The organism is Sphingomonas yunnanensis, from assembly GCF_019898765.1.
In the GTDB taxonomy this organism is placed as follows: domain Bacteria; phylum Pseudomonadota; class Alphaproteobacteria; order Sphingomonadales; family Sphingomonadaceae; genus Sphingomonas; species Sphingomonas yunnanensis.
Genome location: NZ_JAIOKB010000001.1, coordinates 1,262,090 through 1,278,914 on the forward strand (window position 1 = coordinate 1,262,090; position 16,825 = coordinate 1,278,914).

General features: G+C 65.7%; 12 protein-coding genes. 3 read left to right on the forward strand and 9 right to left on the reverse strand.

The window, feature by feature from the left end; genetic code table 11:
* Positions 1 to 112 precede the first annotated feature (112 nt).
* Together K7957_RS06130 and K7957_RS06135 are read left to right on the forward strand one after the other, a co-directional pair.
* Positions 113 to 946, forward strand: a complete 834-nt coding sequence (locus tag K7957_RS06130) for an alpha/beta fold hydrolase (RefSeq protein ID WP_223011018.1) — start codon at positions 113 to 115, stop codon at positions 944 to 946.
* Positions 943 to 2,565: an FAD-binding oxidoreductase gene (locus K7957_RS06135; RefSeq protein WP_223011019.1), complete on the forward strand. Its 1,623-nt coding sequence runs from the start codon at positions 943 to 945 to the stop codon at positions 2,563 to 2,565. Before K7957_RS06130 ends, K7957_RS06135 begins: the two co-directional genes overlap by 4 nt.
* A gap of 210 nt (positions 2,566 to 2,775) precedes the next feature.
* On the opposite strand, the gene K7957_RS06140 is transcribed toward K7957_RS06135, so the two are convergent.
* The 9 genes from K7957_RS06140 to K7957_RS06180 all read right to left on the reverse strand — a co-directional run bounded on the left by K7957_RS06140 (position 2,776) and on the right by K7957_RS06180 (position 16,037).
* Positions 2,776 to 3,843 carry a hypothetical protein gene (locus tag K7957_RS06140; protein WP_223011020.1) on the reverse strand — a complete coding sequence of 356 codons (1,068 nt, stop codon included), beginning with the start codon at positions 3,841 to 3,843 and terminating at the stop codon, positions 2,776 to 2,778.
* Entirely contained in the window at positions 3,840 to 4,265 is a 426-nt protein-coding gene (locus K7957_RS06145; RefSeq protein WP_223011021.1) for a DUF4383 domain-containing protein, read from the reverse strand. Before K7957_RS06145 ends, K7957_RS06140 begins: the two co-directional genes overlap by 4 nt.
* Positions 4,266 to 5,570: 1,305 nt before the next feature.
* Positions 5,571 to 6,017 carry a hypothetical protein gene (locus K7957_RS06150; protein WP_343228315.1) on the reverse strand — a complete coding sequence of 149 codons (447 nt, stop codon included), beginning with the start codon at positions 6,015 to 6,017 and terminating at the stop codon, positions 5,571 to 5,573.
* Positions 6,018 to 6,379: 362 nt separating this feature from the next.
* Positions 6,380 to 8,371, reverse strand: coding sequence for a S9 family peptidase (locus K7957_RS06155; protein WP_223011022.1), 1,992 nt, complete (start codon positions 8,369 to 8,371; stop codon positions 6,380 to 6,382).
* A gap of 54 nt (positions 8,372 to 8,425) precedes the next feature.
* The gene (locus K7957_RS06160) at positions 8,426 to 11,224 is read right to left on the reverse strand and encodes a TonB-dependent receptor domain-containing protein (RefSeq protein WP_223011023.1); all 2,799 of its coding nucleotides are present in this window, start codon (positions 11,222 to 11,224) and stop codon (positions 8,426 to 8,428) included.
* Positions 11,225 to 11,477: 253 nt separating this feature from the next.
* The gene (locus K7957_RS06165; protein ID WP_223011024.1) at positions 11,478 to 12,371 is read right to left on the reverse strand and encodes a LysR family transcriptional regulator; all 894 of its coding nucleotides are present in this window, start codon (positions 12,369 to 12,371) and stop codon (positions 11,478 to 11,480) included.
* A 223-nt stretch (positions 12,372 to 12,594) separates the two neighbouring features.
* Positions 12,595 to 13,740, reverse strand: coding sequence for an MFS transporter (locus K7957_RS06170; protein WP_343228316.1), 1,146 nt, complete (start codon positions 13,738 to 13,740; stop codon positions 12,595 to 12,597).
* 16 nt (positions 13,741 to 13,756) lie between these two features.
* Positions 13,757 to 14,545, reverse strand: a complete 789-nt coding sequence (locus K7957_RS06175; protein WP_223011026.1) for a DeoR/GlpR family DNA-binding transcription regulator — start codon at positions 14,543 to 14,545, stop codon at positions 13,757 to 13,759.
* Positions 14,546 to 15,017: 472 nt separating this feature from the next.
* A complete protein-coding gene (locus K7957_RS06180; protein WP_246616663.1) occupies positions 15,018 to 16,037 on the reverse strand; it encodes an AraC family transcriptional regulator in 1,020 nt (339 codons plus the stop codon).
* 30 nt (positions 16,038 to 16,067) lie between these two features.
* Between K7957_RS06180 and K7957_RS06185 the strand changes: the two genes are divergently transcribed.
* Positions 16,068 to 16,814, forward strand: coding sequence for an SDR family oxidoreductase (locus K7957_RS06185; RefSeq protein ID WP_223011027.1), 747 nt, complete (start codon positions 16,068 to 16,070; stop codon positions 16,812 to 16,814).
* Positions 16,815 to 16,825: the final 11 nt, after the last annotated feature.

Sequence of the window (16,825 nt, forward strand, 5' to 3'; positions counted from 1 at the left end):
TGTTCTTCGATGGTCGCTGCTTCTGCTGCTAACGGCAGCGAGCGTCCTGGCCGTTGTCCGCGCAGCTGCTTGGGTACGGGAGCGTGACCCGCACGTTCCCGCCGGACTTCGGATGATAGATACACCGCTCGGCCAAGTAGCAGTCGACGAACAAGGTCCTCAATCTGGTCGAACCGTCCTGATAGTACCTGGCACCGCCGGCTGGAGCGGCTTCTGGAGGAACGTGACCGCGCATCTGGTCGCACGCGGCTACCACGTGGTGGCGCTGGATCTGCCGCCGTTTGGCTACTCGAAGCACGATGCTCGCGCCCGATACGACCGAAGATCACAGGCTGCACGCCTGCGAGCGGTTCTGGCGGCGACGTCTCCGATGCCAGCTATCGTGGTGGCGCACAGCTTCGGAGCCGGGCCCGCGACCGAACTCGCCCTCGACGATCCAAAGAGGGTCGCCCGTCTGGTACTTATCGACGGCGCACTCGGCGAGCTTGATCCCACCGGGTCAGGCGGCAACGCATTGGTTTGGCTGCCTTTTATCGCGCAGCCACTTGTCGCGGCAACGCTCACCAATCCGCATGCGATTGGCCCGCTGTCCCGGTCGATGCTCGCGCGCGAGGAGGCGGCCGCGGAATGGCGAGAGGCCCTGCGCGCTCCCATGCGCCGCCCCGGCACCACTGCGGCGTACGCAGCATGGTTGCCCTCTTTGCTGGCAGCCGATGATGGCGCGCCAAGCCGCCGTACCAAAGCGCTGCTCGGCTTGAAGCCCGCCGTACGGCTAATTTGGGGAGATTCCGACAACGTCACCCCGATCTTGCAGGGGCTCGCGCTGGCGAGGCTGTTGCGCGCGCCGATCACACGACTGCCGGGCGTGGGGCATGTGCCTCATATCGAAGACCCGACCCACTTCCTACCGGCGCTGGACGCCGCGCTTGAGGAGCCTGCCCAGTGACGCGCAAGCACTTGTTGGTTGGGGCCTCGCTGCTGGCGCTCGTCGCCGCTGGAGCAACCGCCTACGTCGCGCCGCTCGCAGCTGACCCGAGAGGTCCGAAGGACTGCGCCTCGATCCTGCCTGAGCTGCCAGACGCACACTCGCGGGCAGCTGACGCGCCCGAACCGAACTGGGCTCAGCGTGGAGGGCACGTCAACGATGCGAGCTGCCTCAGCCGGACATCCGTGGCGGGCGTTGTGCGGGTACGAACCGACGCTGATGTCGAGACTGCGCTACGATACGCCAGCGCACATGGGCTGACCGTGTCGGCCGCGGGCGTGAAGCACTCGATGGGCGGCCAAGCGTTCAAGCGTGGCGGCGTCGTTCTCGACATGCGAAGCATGGATGCGATCCGGCTCGATCCGAAGGCTCGCACTGTCGAGGTGGGCGCGGGCGCTACGTGGCACCAGATCCAGATGGCCCTTCACCCTCGTTTCGCGGTGAAAGCCATGCAGTCGACCGACATCTTTTCGGTAGGCGGCTCTATCAGCGTCAATGCACATGGGATGGATCACCAGGCTGGCGCGGTCATGGGTTCTCTCAGGAGCCTCCGGCTCATGCTCGCGGACGGCAAGATCGTGACCGCCTCGCGGAACGAGAATGCTAACCTTTTTCGGCACGTGGTCGGCGGCTATGGTTTGTTCGGCGTGATCCTCTCGGCAACTCTCGATGTGGTGCCTAACGACGTCTATCGCTCCGGGCGCGAGATCATCGACTACCAAGCCTTTCCGGCGACCTTCGAGCGGATCACAGCCGACCCGAGCATCGGCCTCAGCTACGTTCATCTCTCCACCTCACCTGACAGCCTGCTGCGGGAGGCGCTCGTCTACACGTATGCGAAACATGCTGAGGACCAGGGGCTAAGCCGCGCGGCACTCGGCGAGGTCGCCTCGACCAAGATCCGCCGCCTCACCGTCAACCTCGCCAAGCGGAACGACACGTTCAAGCGCGTGAAATGGTGGAGCGAGAAGCACCTGGAGCATCGCTTCGAGAGCTGCACCATCACCCGCAGCCAGGCCCAGGGATCCGGCGAGGCCTGCCTGGTCGCGCGCAACGATCCGATGCACGACTCCGTCGCCTACCTGTTCAACGACCTGCCGGCCGAAACCGACATCCTCCACGAGTATTTCGTACCTCGCGGGCGCATCACTTCCTTCATCGACGGCATGCGCGAGATCTTCCAGCGCGAAGGAGCAAATCTCGTCAACGCGTCCATCCGGGCGGTGGGCCGCGAGGACAACGCACTCAGCTATGCACCCGCACCTGCCTTCTCCGTCGTACTCTACCTCAACCAGCCAACGACACCTAAGGGCACCGAGGCGATGCGGCAGCTCACGAGCGACCTGATCGATCTTACGGCCCGACAGGGCGGACGCTTCTTCCTGCCATACCAGCTCCACTACAGTCCCGAGCAGCTCGCGCGCTCCTATCCGGAGATCGGCAGCTTCTTCGCAGCCAAGCGCCAGTGGGATCCGCAGGAGCTCCTCAGCAACACCTGGTATGCACGCTATGCCCCGGCTTTCGCGAAGCAGCCCCCCGCAATCCGGCCCTCGACTACTGCCCAAGCTCCGTTAGCGTAGAGGCGCCGGACAAATCCAGGATCGCGGGCGCGCGCCAGCGTTGCGCCGCGGCGCACCTCCACGACCTGACCACCAGCGGCGGCGATGGCACGCACCGCCATGCTGGCATCACCGACGACCGCGACCTGCCGGCCCGCCGGACCTATGAACGGCATCGCGAGCATGACAAAGCTCCAGAGCAGCAGGACCAGCGCCACGCGAACGGCGGCCCTAGTAGTCGTAGACATGCTCGAGAGCCGCTCCGTGCGCTCGCGCGGCTGCTACCATCGGCAGGAGCTCAGGCACCTTCACCGCGACGCCATAGCGCGACCAGCCTGACCGCTCCGCCAGCCTCATCGTCATGAGGGTGGTGCCCTGCCACCGTGCGCCATCGGGCGCCAGCAGGGTCACGAACACGTCGTCGTTCCCCGCGATCTCGACCAGCTGCAAGCGCGCGGACGCCATCTTCGCGACAAGATCGGTGAACTGCGCGTACCGCGGAGTGTCGACCACGGTCAGTCCGCCCCCGGCGGAGCGCACGACGCGCAAACGCGGATCGATGACGACGATCTCGTCAGGCGTCGAGCGGGCCACGAAGCGCATGCGAACCTGGTCGGGCTGCATCGCCGCCGCGCCGGCAGCGCCGATCAGCTTCGCATAGATCCCCTTCATGCCATATTCGGCAGTCGTTGCGAAACGGCGTTCGAGGTGACGGATGCCGCGATCCCTCGTTCGCCACTCACCGCGTAACGCCTCGTTGAACGGGAAGCGGTACCAGGGCGTCTCATGCATGAAGGTGGCGTAGCGCTGCTGCACGGTGGCAGCGTAGCGGTCGTCCGCGCTTCGCCAACCACCTATCCACTCCGACAGCCGGCCTATCGTTCGCTCATAGGCCGCTTTGATCGCCATCTCGGCGGTGAAGCTCACACCGATGGTGTAGATCATGACCTTCGCGTCCGATGCCCCGGATCGGCCCCTGCTCACTCGATTGATGGCGCAGAAGCTGCGCCAGAAGCCGGTTATGTCGCCACCGTACGGGTAAGCGCTCGGCGGTCGTCCGGCGGAAAGATGACGGCCGAGGCTCTCAGCTGAGTAGACGATGTGCCACTCGGGATAGGTCAGCCAGGTTCTGGTTTCAGGCCTTCCTTCGCCGATCGGCAGTAGTCGACGGTAAGCCGCGTCGGGTGAATACCCGTCAACAGGCGAACGACACCCGAGCTCGATACCGGCCATAGGAACGAGCACCCCGGCAACAAGCAGCGCCCCCGCCGCGATGAGAAGCCGCCAACGCCGCTTCACGCCTCGGCACCAGCCAGCCCAGGCGATCGCGCCAGGCGATATCCCACCCAGATCGCGGCTCCGCCGATGATGAGGTGAGGCAGATTGGCGAAGACATGCGCGTAAAGCGACTGGCGGATCGGTCCATAGAGGAAGATGCCACCGTCCAGATAGCCGCTACCGAGGAACAATCCCATGACGCCATCGGCGAAGTAGAGCGGGCCGAACAGCTTGAAGTAGCTTCGTGCAGCGCCGTACGACCACCATGCAGCGACGCCGGCCCAGAGCCCGGAGAAGAAGTGAAGGCTGTCATCATACAGGTCGAGCTTGAACAATCCAAACAGGTTGCCATCCGCATCATGGAAGCCTGGCACGTAGCCGATCGCGACCACGAGCATGAAGCCGAAGCAGTAAGCGAACCCCCACCATCTGACCCGGTTCATGACCATCCCTCTTGCCTTCGCCCGCTTGTCACGATTCCGGTTAGGAAAGGATGAGCATGCACGAACGCCGCCGGGTCAAATGCCGCCTTCAAAAGCCTTCGATTACTCCCTTGTTGAGCGGGCGCGATGATGGGAGGCAGCGTCACAATCGCGAAGGTGCCTCTGCTCACACGTGGCAAGGACCCAATGCCGGTCACTCAGGGCCACCTGGCGCCCTCCCAACTCCGGTCGCTTGTTCATCTCGCCAGTCGGGCCTCCCGGACGTTCGCGCCGCTGTCCGGCTGGCCCGATTGGCAGGAAAGCTGCTGGTCCGCTATCGAGCGAGAAGCCTGTCATATCTTCGTAGGCGAGGCTGGCAGATACACCCATAAAAGCCTCTCGCAAAGAGCAGGCTCGCCAACTTACCCTATAGCGAAGTACCCTGCGAGCTTCGCTCGAGGGGCAACGATCAGAATAGCGTCGTCACCGCGTAGCACTTTGTAGAAATTTCCAGGCCGAGTTAACGCTCCACCCATGTCCCCCGGCGGAATCTCGCGATCTCCTCTTTCGCCGCAGCCGTTGAAGGCGAGCTCGTAACCGTGAATGCCAGGGACCTCACGAACGGGAGTCATACGCCATCCTCCACTTGGAGGCGTACGTTCGAAGCCGTTTTCGGTTCTCTTAGCCGTTTCCAGGCGAGTCATCGATGCATTTGTAAGCTCTACTACCAAGGCAATGCATTCATCTAGTCCAGAGCCGCCTGCTGTAAAAAGCGTCCGCTTGATCTCCATTCCGGCGGGGATTTGATCACTTGGCCATGTTGGCCCGGAGCAACCGCTTATAATTATCGTGGCTGCTGCTACGATAGAGATTCGGCATCCGCGTGGAGCGGTCATGGGATCTGAGCTCCGAACGCGTGCTGAAGGAAACCTGCCATGTACGATTTGGGTGTAGCAAGTCTGCTCACAAATGGCATCGCCCAATCTGCCTTAGCTTCGGCAAACGGACGGGCCAAGATCTGAGAAGGCTCGTCTTGCGGCTCACATCGATCCGCAGCGGCCGCTTGCGCAGGTAGATGAACGAACATCGGCTTTCGGTCGAGCGACGAACCAACCAAATGGCTAATTTTGGGCGCTTGCCGCCCTCTGCCCTCTCGTCCCGAGGACCCATTATCGGTCACTCAGCGTCAACTACCCGGCTTCCAGTTCCCGCCATTCGTTCAGCCGGCTTGCAACAGTCGTGCTTCGGCGTGAGTGGCCACCCTCTGGCACTGATTCAACAAGGGAAGCGGACGCCGATTCTTCCGGCCAATCGATCGCTGCTCGATCACTTGCCAGATCCGAGCGCGCGCCGTACCTCTGGAACGACCGTGTAGACCGCCTGCCGCTTAGCGCCGCGGTTTCGATGATCGACACGGTACCCCTGATAGTGCCGCGTGACGAGGCCGGCGCGGACGAGCTCTGACACGGCGCGACTGACGTTGGTACGGCCTGACCGACGGAGACGTTCGCCCACTTTCTCGTCCACGAGGCGTTGCGCAAGCTCCGGTCCGGCCGGGAGAACCCGCTCGGCCTCAAGCTCGCGACGCACCATCTGGGAGAGAGCGAGCCGCCGAGGATCGCGCTGCGCGACTGGCAACAAGGCGTCGCGAAGCCAGTCGCAGATCGGGATGATCGTATCGCCTTCGCGGATGTGCGGTCCCGCCGAGCCGCTGCGCGCGCCCGCCTGAGCGATAGGTTCAGAACCATGAAGCTGTAGCGCGGCCGCTCGCAAGACTCGGTCAATCGCTCGAGGATTGCGGGTAGGTCAAGTAGTGGGCGGGAGGCGCTACCCTTGGCTTGCTCGTCGCACCGCTCGGACGGGAACAGCTCGTGCTGGAACATGGAACTTTACAAGAACAGTCGGACTCGCGAGTGAATCCCCTTCTTCGATCCGACGCCGTTTGAGCACTCGTGGCGCTTTGCCGACCGGCAAAATGCCACGGCTGCCTCCTCCGTGTTCATGTGAGGCGTGATACTGGAATAGGAGTTCACGCTCGCGCCCTGAGATACTTTGGTCGCTCCCTGCACTCTCGCCTTCATGCCTGAGACCTGGAAGGGCGGCCGGACAGTCAGGCGCTATCGCGCAGGTGCATCTTAACGTGTCAGATCGGCAGCCCCTGCAAGTAAAGTTGTCTGCCAGAACAACATTGACGCGTTGAAGTAATAGTCGCTGTTCTCCTTCTTGCGAAAGCCGTGTCCTTCGTTCTGCGCGATCAGGTGCCAGGCCGTGCCGCCGCGGCCGCGCACCGCCGCGATCATCTGATCGGCCTCCGACTTCGGTACGCGCGGGTCGTTGCCGCCGGTGGCCACCAGCAGCGGCATGGTGATCTTGTCGACGCTGGTGAGCGGCGAGATCGCGGTAAGCTTGGCGCGCTGGCGCGGGTCGCGCTCGTCGCCATATTCGACGCGGCGCAGGTCGCGGCGATAGCTTTGCGTATTCTCGAGGAAGGTGACGAAGTTTGAAATCGCGACGTAGCAGTTCGCGCCCTTGAACCGCGCCGCGTAGCGGATCGCGCTGGCGTAGCACATATAGCCGCCGTACGAAACGCCGGTCACCGCGAAGCGCGCCGGGTCCAGCGCCGGGTCACGCTCGAGCGCGTCGAGGAAGGCGCCGACATCGCGCACCGAATTCTCGCGCAGGTCCGGGCCGTTGTCGAGATTGACGAAGCGCTTGCCGAAGCCCGTCGAGCCGCGCACGTTGGGGTAGAACAGCGCCACGCCGAGCTCGTTGAGCAGGTAATTGTCGGCGCCCAGGAAGTCGGGCCGAGTCTGGCCCTCGGGGCCGCCGTGAATGTCCACCACCAGCGGCCGCTTGCCCGGGAACCGACGTGCGTCGGGCCGGTAAAGGAATCCCGACACGGTCTGGCCGTCAAAGCTCTTAACTTCGACCAGCTGCGGCGCCGCGTTGTTGGCTGGATCAAGCCCGCCCGCCTCGCTGTCGGTCCAGCGTGTAACGGCCAGCGTTTTCGCATCCACCGCGAAGGCGTCGCCGGGCACGCGCGCCGACCCGATGCTCAGCCCGATCACGCCCCAGGGGGAGATCTCTAGCGCCGGGCCAATGCTGTACGGGATGACGCCCTCGGGCAGGTCGGTCACCGGCCGCACCGTCCCGCCGGCGACGTCGAGCATGCGCAGCCGACTAATTCCCGCCTCGTTGACGGCGTAGGCGATCGTCGCGCCATCGGGTGACAGCGCATAGTCACTCACGTCCCAGCGCGGCTCGCGCGACACCGCTGTGAAGCGGCCGCGCGCGTCGAGCCGGCCGAGCCGCAGGAAGTCGGCACCGCCGGCATCGGACACGACCCAGATGGTGCCGTTCGCGCCGTAGCGCGGATGCTCGTACGACACCTGCGCCTTGACGTCGGTAAGCGCGCGGAGGGCGCCCGAGGCGAGGTCGAGCTCGTACAAATCGGCCTTGTTGATCGACTGGCGGTTGAGCACCAGCGCGCGGCCCCCGTCGCTCGAGAAATCGGCGATGTTCCAGCCGCCGCCGCGTACCTGCGCGACGCGGCGGTCGCTGGCGCGGTCGCGTGGGTCGATGACGTAGAGGTCGCTGTCGACGCCGTTGCGCCGCGTCGAGGAATAGCCGACCAGCGCGCCATCGCGACTCCACGCACCGAACCAGTTGCGGCTCTTGCCGTCGGTCAGTAGCTCGAGCCGGCCGTCGGCGAGGCGGTAGAGCTGGTAGAACTCTCCCCCGCCTACGTCCTTCTGCACAACCAGCGCGTCGGCGCGGCCTGGCGCCAGCGTGGCGGCGAGAACCGGCTCATCCTCGAAGCTCAGCTGGTGCCGCGACGCGAGCGGCGCGGCGACGCGGTGCACCTGATCGGTGCTACCGAAGCGGGTGCGGATCAGCATCGAGCGGTCGGCGTCGTTCCAGCCGAGGAACTGCGCGCGGCGCGACTGGAGATAGGGGCGGGTTGCGTCGGCGAGCGCAACCGGGATGGCGGGGACACCGTCCGCGACGATCGCCGCCGGCTTGGCCAGGGTGGCGGCGGGGATCGCGCCGGGATCGCCCGCCTGCGCGGCGGCTGCGAGCGGGAGGAGGAGCGAGGTGGCGGATAGGACTGGGCGCAGCGGCCGCATGGCAGGTCTCCAGGAAGAGGACCGTCGCCGCCGAGCACGGCGACGGTTAGGGGATCAGAAGCGGACGCGAGCGCCGACCGTGACGTAGCGGCCGATCACGTCATAGTAAGGCGAGTAGAGCGAGCCCACCGGTGGTGCCTTGTCGAACAGGTTGCTCGCATTGGCGTAGACCTCGAGCGACGGCCCGCTCGTCACCGGTATGCGCGCGGCGAGCTGCAGGTCGACATAGGTGTAGGCGCCGATATGGCCGTTGGTAATGTCCTGCGTCAGATTATACTCGCCCGGCGAGATGTAGCGCGCGCGCAGCTCGGCCGAATAGGTCTTGTCGTCATAGCCGATCGCGCCGTTGACCCGCCATTTCGGCACGCCCAGCCCGAACGAATAGCCCTGCGAGCGGACATACTCGATCTGGCTGACACCGTCGTCGGTGCTGAGCCCGTCCACCCAGGTGCCGAGCAGGCGGAAGCGCAGCCGCCCGCCGCTGTCGACCCCTAGCCGGCTGAGCGGCAGCAGGTACGACAGCTCGGCGTCGATCCCATTGGTCTGGTACTGCGACAGGTTGACGAAGGTGGAGCGGGTACGGACCAACGTGCCCGCGGCGTCGCGGTCGATACGCGAGCACAGGTCGAGGTTGCCGGCGAAGCAGCGCGTCACCAGGTCCTGCGGCGCGATCGTGGTGATCACGTCGTCGATGCTGATGTCGTAATAGTCGACCGTCAGGTTGAGCCCGGCGACCGACGCGGGCGACCAGGTCACGCCGCCGGTGAAGGTATTCGCCACCTCCGGGCGCAGCGCGACGTTCCCGCCGCCGACGTTCTGGACGTAGACGCTCTGCCCGGTCTGCGGGTCGGTCAGGTTGTTGTAGCCGATCGTCGACTGGGTGAAGAGCTCGGAGAGGCTGGCCGAGCGGATGTCGCGCGAGTAGGTCGCGCGTCCGCGCAGCCCGGGGAAGAACTCGTTGGTGCCGCCCAGCTTGTACGACCAGATCGAGCCGGTGGTGCTATAGTCGCTGACGCGCACCGCGCCGTTGAGCTCGAGCCGGCGCAGCAGCGGCGTGTTGTGGATCAGCGGCACCAGCAGCTCGCCGAACGCCTCCTTCACCGTGAACGCGCCCGCCAGCGGCGAGAAGCTGAACGAGGTGAAGGCGCGCGCCAGGTCGAGCGCGCCGACGCGCGTGTCGATCTGCTCCTTGCGCGCCTCGAACCCGGCGGCGAACGAGACGTCCCCCGCGGGCAGCGCGAACGGCTCGCCGCGCAGCGAGAAGCCGGTGACGTCGAGCTTGGTGGTCGAGCGCGACATCGGCGTGCCTGTGACATAGGCCGTCGCCGCGGCGGACGGCGCGCCCTCGCCAAACAGGTTGATCGGCACGCAGGCGGTGCCCGGGTCGGTCAGCGCGACGCGGCAGATCGCCTGGCCCGTGGTCGGGCTGACAATCGAGTCGACGGACTGAGCATAGTTCTGCGTCAGGATGAAGCCGGGCGTGTCGATGTTGTTCTGGAACGCGCCGTGGGTGTAATAGGCGCTCCAGCGCAGCCGGGTGCCGATCGTACCGTCCAGGGCCAGCGTCGCCTGCGTGGTCTCCCGCTCGAAGTCGATGGTCGAGTAGGCGAAGTCGTTGTTGAAGCGACCGAGGAAGAAGCTCGTCTGCCCCGCCGCGGCCATCTGCTCGCGCACCGCCGCCGGGAGGAAGGCGTTGTCCCTGCCGATCCGCAGCCCGCTGGTGGCACTGCTACGGTTGTGATCACCGAACCAAATATAGTCGTTGTACATGCGCGAGTGGCGCACCTCGGCGGTGGCCTTTACCGCGTCCGATAGCTCGTAGCTGACGCGCGCCAGGCCATTGTAGCGGCGCTGCGGCGTCACCAGCGGGCTGAGGTCGTCGTTGGACGGCCCCTCGCCGCCGATGGAGTTGGTGCCGCGCACGGTGCCGCCGTCGAAGCGGCGCAGCGTGCCGTCCGGGTTGAAGGCGTTGCCGGCGAGCACGCCCGACATGATCAGCCCGCCATAGGCGGCGTTCGAGAAGCCGACGTCGGGCGCGAGCACGAAGCGCCCGGCGCCGTCGGCCACGGTGGCCCAGCGGCCGATCCGCGGCCGGCTGACCTTGGGCACCACGCCGTCATTGTCGAGATACTCGCCGCCGACCAGCACGTGGCCGCGCCCGCCCGCGAACGCGGCGCCAAACGCGCCCTCGAAGCGGCGCTCGGCGGCGTCGTTGAACGAGGAGATGCCCGCCTGCGCGCCGAGCCGCAACCCGTTGAAACGATCGTCGATGCTGACGTTGACCACGCCCGCGACCGCGCCGGAGCCCCAGGCAGCCGAGGCGCCGCCGGTGACCACGTCGACGCTCTTGATCAGCACTGTCGGGATCGTGTTGAGGTCGTTGTCGCTGGCGAAGCGGCGCCCGTCGAGCAGCACCAAGGTGCGGCTGGTACCGAGGCCGCGCAGGTCGACCGGGGCGGTGCCCGCGCCGGTGTTGGTGCCGGTGGTCTGCGCCGAGGTGGTGGCGCGGAACTGCGGCAGGTCGTTGAGCGCTGCCGCGACGTTGGGCCGGCCGCCGACGCTCAGGTCGGTCGCGGTGACCCGCAGCGTGGGCGTGGGCGCGTCATAGCCGGCGCGATCGATGCGCGAACCGGTGACGACCACGTCCTGCCCGGCGGCATCACGCTGGTCAAGCGCGCTCGCCTGGTCGGGCGTGGCGGTGGCCGAGGTGGCGGCCGGATCGATACCGGCATCGCCGGCGGTCGCCGCCGGAACGGCCGATTGCCCGAGAGCCGGCGCGACAAGCGTGGCGGACAGCGCGAACGCGCTGCCGCCCGCCGCGAGCGCGCGGCGGAACAAATTCACGTACAACATCAACAAACCCCTTCGCGTGGCCGCTTGCGCGGCGCGTCGTCGTTCTCCCTGCGGAAAGCCCGGTGGCGGGCGGTGCGGCCGCGTGGCGGCGCGCGGCCGGGCATGGTGACGGCGTGCCCGACCGCATCGCGAGATGCTCGGACGAGCTTATCTGTCACCGCTCCCGATCTGTGTGACACGTTCTTGCGTCGATCGGGTCGAAAGGGAAAGACTATTGTCCGATGTTTTCCTGGTCGCACGCCATAGCCGCGCGCTATAGGCCTAGGTCTGTCGCGAGGCTGGCAACCAGATGGTCAAGGAAGGTCGCCGCCAACGCGCCAGGCGGTCGGTTCTCGGGATAGAGGGCGTAGACGTCGAACGCGACTGGGGGATCGAGCGGACGGCTCTCCAGCCCCTGCGCCACCGCGGTGCGCGCAGTGTAGCTGTCTACCACGGTCACGCCGACGCCTGCCTCGACGAGCGCGGCGGCGACGAAGAAGGTGCGCGCCGCGGCGACCTCGTCGAGCTGCACGTCGTGCTGCTCCAGGGCTGCGAGCAGCATCTGTCCCTGCGGACCGCTGTCGACGGTCGAGACGAAGGGCAGGCCGCTGAGCCGGTCGAGTGGCACGCGCGCGGGCGGGTCGCGCAGCGCTCCGGCGCGGTAGAGGAGCACCATCTCGCCGCGGCCGACTCGCAGGCTCTGCAACGCCGCACCGCGCGGGCGGTGATAGCTGATCACGATATCGCTCTCGGCCTCGAGCAGGTTGCGCGCGATATCGGCAGTGTGGATGGTGTGGAGCTCGAAGCGCACCTCGCGATGGCGCTCGAGGAAGCGCGCCACCGCTCGCGGGACCGCGCCTAGCCCGAGCGAGGGCAAGGTCGACAGTCGCAGCGTGGTGTCGCGGCCGCGTCGCAGATTGTGCGCGCGCTGCTGCATCAGATGGACGCCTTCCTGGATCGCGGCTGCATCGTCGAACAGCGCGTGCGCGTCGGCAGTGGGCACCATCTTGCCCTTGATCCGCTCGAACAGCGGAAAGCCGAGCACCTGCTCGGCGTGTTGCAGCACCTTAGTGACGGATGGCTGCGACACGTGGAGCGCGCGAGCCGCCGCGCTGACCGACCCGGCCGAGTAGACCGCGTGGAATACCTCAATATGTCGCAGGCGCATCATGCCATCATCACGTTGGCGTGGTGTTGCACGGCTTGATCGATGTCAACGCCGGCTGCCGTGTGCTCTCACACGCTATCGTCCCCGCAACGGCGCCATGAAAGCTAATTCGCTCGAACGCATTGGTATGAGCTCAGATCAGGGAGACCCAATGTCGGCCATCCGGAGCCAACTGCTCGGAGCCTAACTCAGGCCATCAGTTCATGTCGATGAAGCTCATGGGTCAGCCTGCACGATCTGACGAACGGGTCGCGGCAGCGGCACTCAGAGGCACGAGGCAGACGAGGCCGGCCAACATCCAGAACGCTCCAGGCAAGCCGACCGCCTCTGCCACGAAGCCGATCCCGGCAGGTCCAGCGAGGATGCCGGCGTAGCCGATCGTCGTCACGGAGGCGACCGCGAGGCTAGGCGGCATCGCGCTTTGCGCGCCGGCCTGTCGGAACAGCACAGGTACGGTGTTGGAGGCTCCTAGTCCGATCAGGAGAAAGCCTAGAAGGGCGATCGGCGCGATCGGCGCGGTGAGTAGGACAAGGTAGCCGACGATCGCGAGGACACCACCGACGAGCATCGTTTTCCGATCGCCAAGGCGCGAGACAACGGCATCGCCGGTGAGACGGCCGGCGGTCATGGCGACGGCGAAGACGCTGTAACCGAAGCCGGCTTGAGCCGGTTCGACGAGATTTTGGCTGGTCAGCAGCAGCGCTCCCCAGTCGAGTATCGCTCCTTCGGTGAGAAAGGTGATCGCGGTAAGCAGCGCCAGCAGCACCACGATGCCTCGAGGCACGACGAACGCCGGCGCGTCATCGACCTTCGGGGTGACGATCAGCCGCGATGCGGCAAACAGCAACGCGGCGAGCATCAGAGCCGAGGCCAGAACAGTACCCAGAACAGCCCCTACCCTGGCCGAGAGCGCGAGCGTCATGAGCGTGGCGCCGACGAAACCACCTACGCTGAAGAGCCCGTGAAAACCCGACATCAGCGGCCTGCCGGCTCGCTTCTCAACCTCCACGGCATGGACGTTCATGCCGACCTCGATCACGCCGAGAGAGGCACCGAAGACGAGCAGGACCGCGCCCATGATCCAGATGCTCGGCGCGAGCGAGAGGAATGGCAGGGCGACCGTCATCCCGACGCCTCCTGCCAGGACGGCAGGCTTAGCGCCGAGCCGAGACGTCAGCGGACCTGCGAGTTGCATCGCGACGACGGATCCGAGGCCCAGGCAGAGAAGCAGCAGCCCGAGCGACGCATCGCTGATGCCGAGGCGCGACTTGGCGACTGGGACCAGCGGCGCCCAACACGCCAGGCCGAAGCCGGAGACGAAAAAGGCTATGCGCGTCGCGAGGCGCGATCCGGCGGCTTGCTTTGTCACGGAGGCTTCCAGTCTGTCAGATACTCGGGCTGGCGTGTGACTCGGCTCGCACAACCTTGCCGCCAGCCAGGCGGAGGTCTTCGACGGCCTCGGCTGGCGCGTCATGCTCGACGATGATGCTACCGACAGCGCTTAACTCGGCGACACGGTGCGGCGCACGGGCTGTCATCTTGTCGGTCGTCGCCAGGATGAGGGTGCGGCGACTTCGTGATACTAGCGCTCGCTTGAACGTAGCGTCGGCTGGATCGAGCGCACTCACCCCGCCCGCAGCGGACAGGGAGCATACGCCCAGGAAGCACGTGTCGATGTTCAGCCGCGCGACCGCTTCCAGCGCGATGCCGTCGATGGCTCCACCGATCACCGCATCGACCTGGCCGCCTACCATGTGGATGTGAACATCACCCCGCGCCGCGAGCCTTGAGGCTATCTCGATCGAACTGGTGGCGACGATCAGGTCGGAGTCACGGGGCAATTCGTCGGCGATGATGAGGCTGGTGCTGCCGTTATCCAGGAAAACGAAGCTGCCTGGCGCGACGAGAGGCGCAGCCGCCTTGGCGAGGGCGCGCTTCTGCGCCAGATCGCTCTGGACGCGATCCTTCATCGGCGTGGTTCCGGGGGCAAGCGGGAGAGCACCTCCGTAGACCCGGCGACATAACCCGGCTGCGGCTAAGGCACGCAGATCCCGCCGGATCGCATCTTCGGATACGTTGAACTCAGTGGCGAGCGCGATCGAGCTCACCTGCTGACCGGCGGCAAGGCGGGCTGCGATCGCATCACGGCGGGCTAAAGGCAGGTCGCTTGGCATGCTCCTGATCTAACGCCAGCAAGCTCTTGCGCAAGATAGATCAGGCATTATCGTGCAACACCATGCGAGGCAGGCTCTAAAAGGCTGGTTCGAGCCATGCCAACGCAGGGCTATTCGTGCCCCCCGAACAGGTAGTATTGCATATCGTGCACCAACCATGCATAACCGCGCATGCAAGCGTTGTAATACCTACGCGACAGGGCTGACGCTCTCGGCATCGATCGCATTCGATAAAGCCAGCGTGGAATGCTAATAGGGCAACGACACGCCCGCGATCTTTGCCGGGCATCTCCGCGTCGCAAGGTTGGATGCAGGTTCCGCACGAAACTCAAACTCTCGAGCCTCGCACCCACCTTCAGGATGGTCGACCGCGCCAGCCAGCTTCCAACAATCCGCACATTGATTTTAGCATGCCTTCAAAGGACCACAGCTGAGTGAGACCCAATAGCCGCCGTTCCGCGCTCCTAGATCGCTAACCGAAAGCGGACGCTGGTTCATGATGACGCTGCGGGTCACCCGCAGGCTCGTTCTCGAACAGCTGTCGTCGCGCGTACATGGTCGGCGTTGCACCGACATGCCGCGAGAAGGCGACACTGAAGGTGCTGGCGGAGCTATAGCCGACCTTCCGGGCGATCTCGGCGACGGCGAGCTTACCCTCCTCGAGCGATCGCTTCGCGAGCACCATCCGCCAGTGCAGCAGATATTCCATCGGCGCCATGCCTACGGTGTGCCGAAAGCGCTCGAAAAAGGCCGAACGCGACATCGCTGCGGTCTTGGCTAGCCGGGGCACGTCCCACGTGGCGCTCGGTTGTTCATGGATCGCACGGATCGCTCCCGCGACCTTCTCATCACTCAGTCCACGCAGGATGCCCGAAGGGTGATGCGGACCGGAGGAGCGGAGCGCCTCGATGAACAACACTTCCATGAGCCGAGCGAGCACAACGTCACGCCCTGCCCTCCCGCCCCTCGATTCCTCAACCGCCATTTGTATCAGGGTGGTGAGGCGCGGCTCGCCGCGCGCGTGGATCAATGAGGGGAGGAGCGAAACGAGCAACCCGGCATCTGGTGACCCGAAGCCGCACGAGCCGACCAACATGCGAACGCTGGGCTCATCAAGCTGGTCGCCGAGGCGGAAGACGTTAGGCCGGATCTCCACTGGCAGGCTGTCGCGGGCCGTCGAGGGCAGGTCGCTCACGCTGGACGAGGTAAAGTCATAGGCGGCGGGGATCAGCACGAAGTCGCCGCTCTCGATCAGGAGCGGCGCATGCCCTGAGATGTCGAGCCGCACGGCGCCTTCGAGCGCGGCGAAGAAAAAGGCGCGGCCGTCCGCCGCCCTGCGGATCCGCCACGTCCCTGCCGCCTCGACGAGCTTGGCGAACGACAGGTCGGGCTGGAGCAGGCCGACGACCTGCGTGAGAGGATCAGTCAACTTCGGACGCTCGCCAAACAGATGCGGACGCACAAACGTAGCAGATCCGTGCGTGAACGCCATCTGGTGCAGTGCATAACGACAGGAGCTTTGATGCCGACCATATTGATCACCGGGTGCTCTTCGGGCTTCGGGCTGGAAGTCGCCCGCCACTTCGCGGCGCGCGACTGGGACGTGATCGCGACGATGCGGCATCCGCGGGAGGATGTGCTGCCCCCGTCAGGGCGCCTTCGCGTGCTGCCGCTCGACGTGACGGATGCCGCCAGCATCGCGGGTGCGATCGCCGAGGCGGGTCCGATCGACGCTCTCGTCAACAATGCCGGCATCGGCTTCCTCAACGCGCTGGAAGGCACGCCGATCGAGGTTGCGCGTCAGATCTTCGAGACCAACACGCTCGGCACGATCGCGATGATGCAGGCGGTGCTGCCGCAGATGCGAGAACGGCGCGACGGCGTGATCGTCAACGTGACCTCGTCGGTGACCTATCGCGCGCTGCCGCTATTGTCGGTCTACGCCGCGAGCAAGGCGGCGGTGAACGCTTTCTCCGACAGCGTCGCGCTGGAGCTCGAGCCGTTCAACGTTCGCGTTCGCGTCGTGCTGCCAGGCCGTGCGCCGACGACGCGCTTTGGTGATAATGCCCGCGCCGCCATGCCCGGCGGCTTCCCCGAACCGTATCTGCCGCTGGTAGAACAGGTGATGGCTGGCTGGCAGCAGGACACGGGGCCGACCACCTCATCTGAGGACGTCGCCGATGCAATTTGGCGCGCGGTGACCGAGAAGGGGGGACGCGCGCACTTGCCGGCAGGTGCCGACGCGGTCGCCTGGTCACAGGCGAGCTAGGGCAACCAGAC

Coding starts and splice junctions, on each gene's coding strand:
- K7957_RS06155 (WP_223011022.1), bottom strand. CDS start 8,371: ATGCGGCCGCTGCGCCCAGTCCTATCCGCCACCTCGCTCCTCCTCCCG.
- K7957_RS06165 (WP_223011024.1), bottom strand. CDS start 12,371: ATGCGCCTGCGACATATTGAGGTATTCCACGCGGTCTACTCGGCCGGG.
- K7957_RS06185 (WP_223011027.1), top strand. CDS start 16,068: ATGCCGACCATATTGATCACCGGGTGCTCTTCGGGCTTCGGGCTGGAA.
- K7957_RS06130 (WP_223011018.1), top strand. CDS start 113: ATGATAGATACACCGCTCGGCCAAGTAGCAGTCGACGAACAAGGTCCT.
- K7957_RS06160 (WP_223011023.1), bottom strand. CDS start 11,224: ATGTTGTACGTGAATTTGTTCCGCCGCGCGCTCGCGGCGGGCGGCAGC.
- K7957_RS06145 (WP_223011021.1), bottom strand. CDS start 4,265: ATGAACCGGGTCAGATGGTGGGGGTTCGCTTACTGCTTCGGCTTCATG.
- K7957_RS06175 (WP_223011026.1), bottom strand. CDS start 14,545: ATGCCAAGCGACCTGCCTTTAGCCCGCCGTGATGCGATCGCAGCCCGC.
- K7957_RS06180 (WP_246616663.1), bottom strand. CDS start 16,037: ATGGCGTTCACGCACGGATCTGCTACGTTTGTGCGTCCGCATCTGTTT.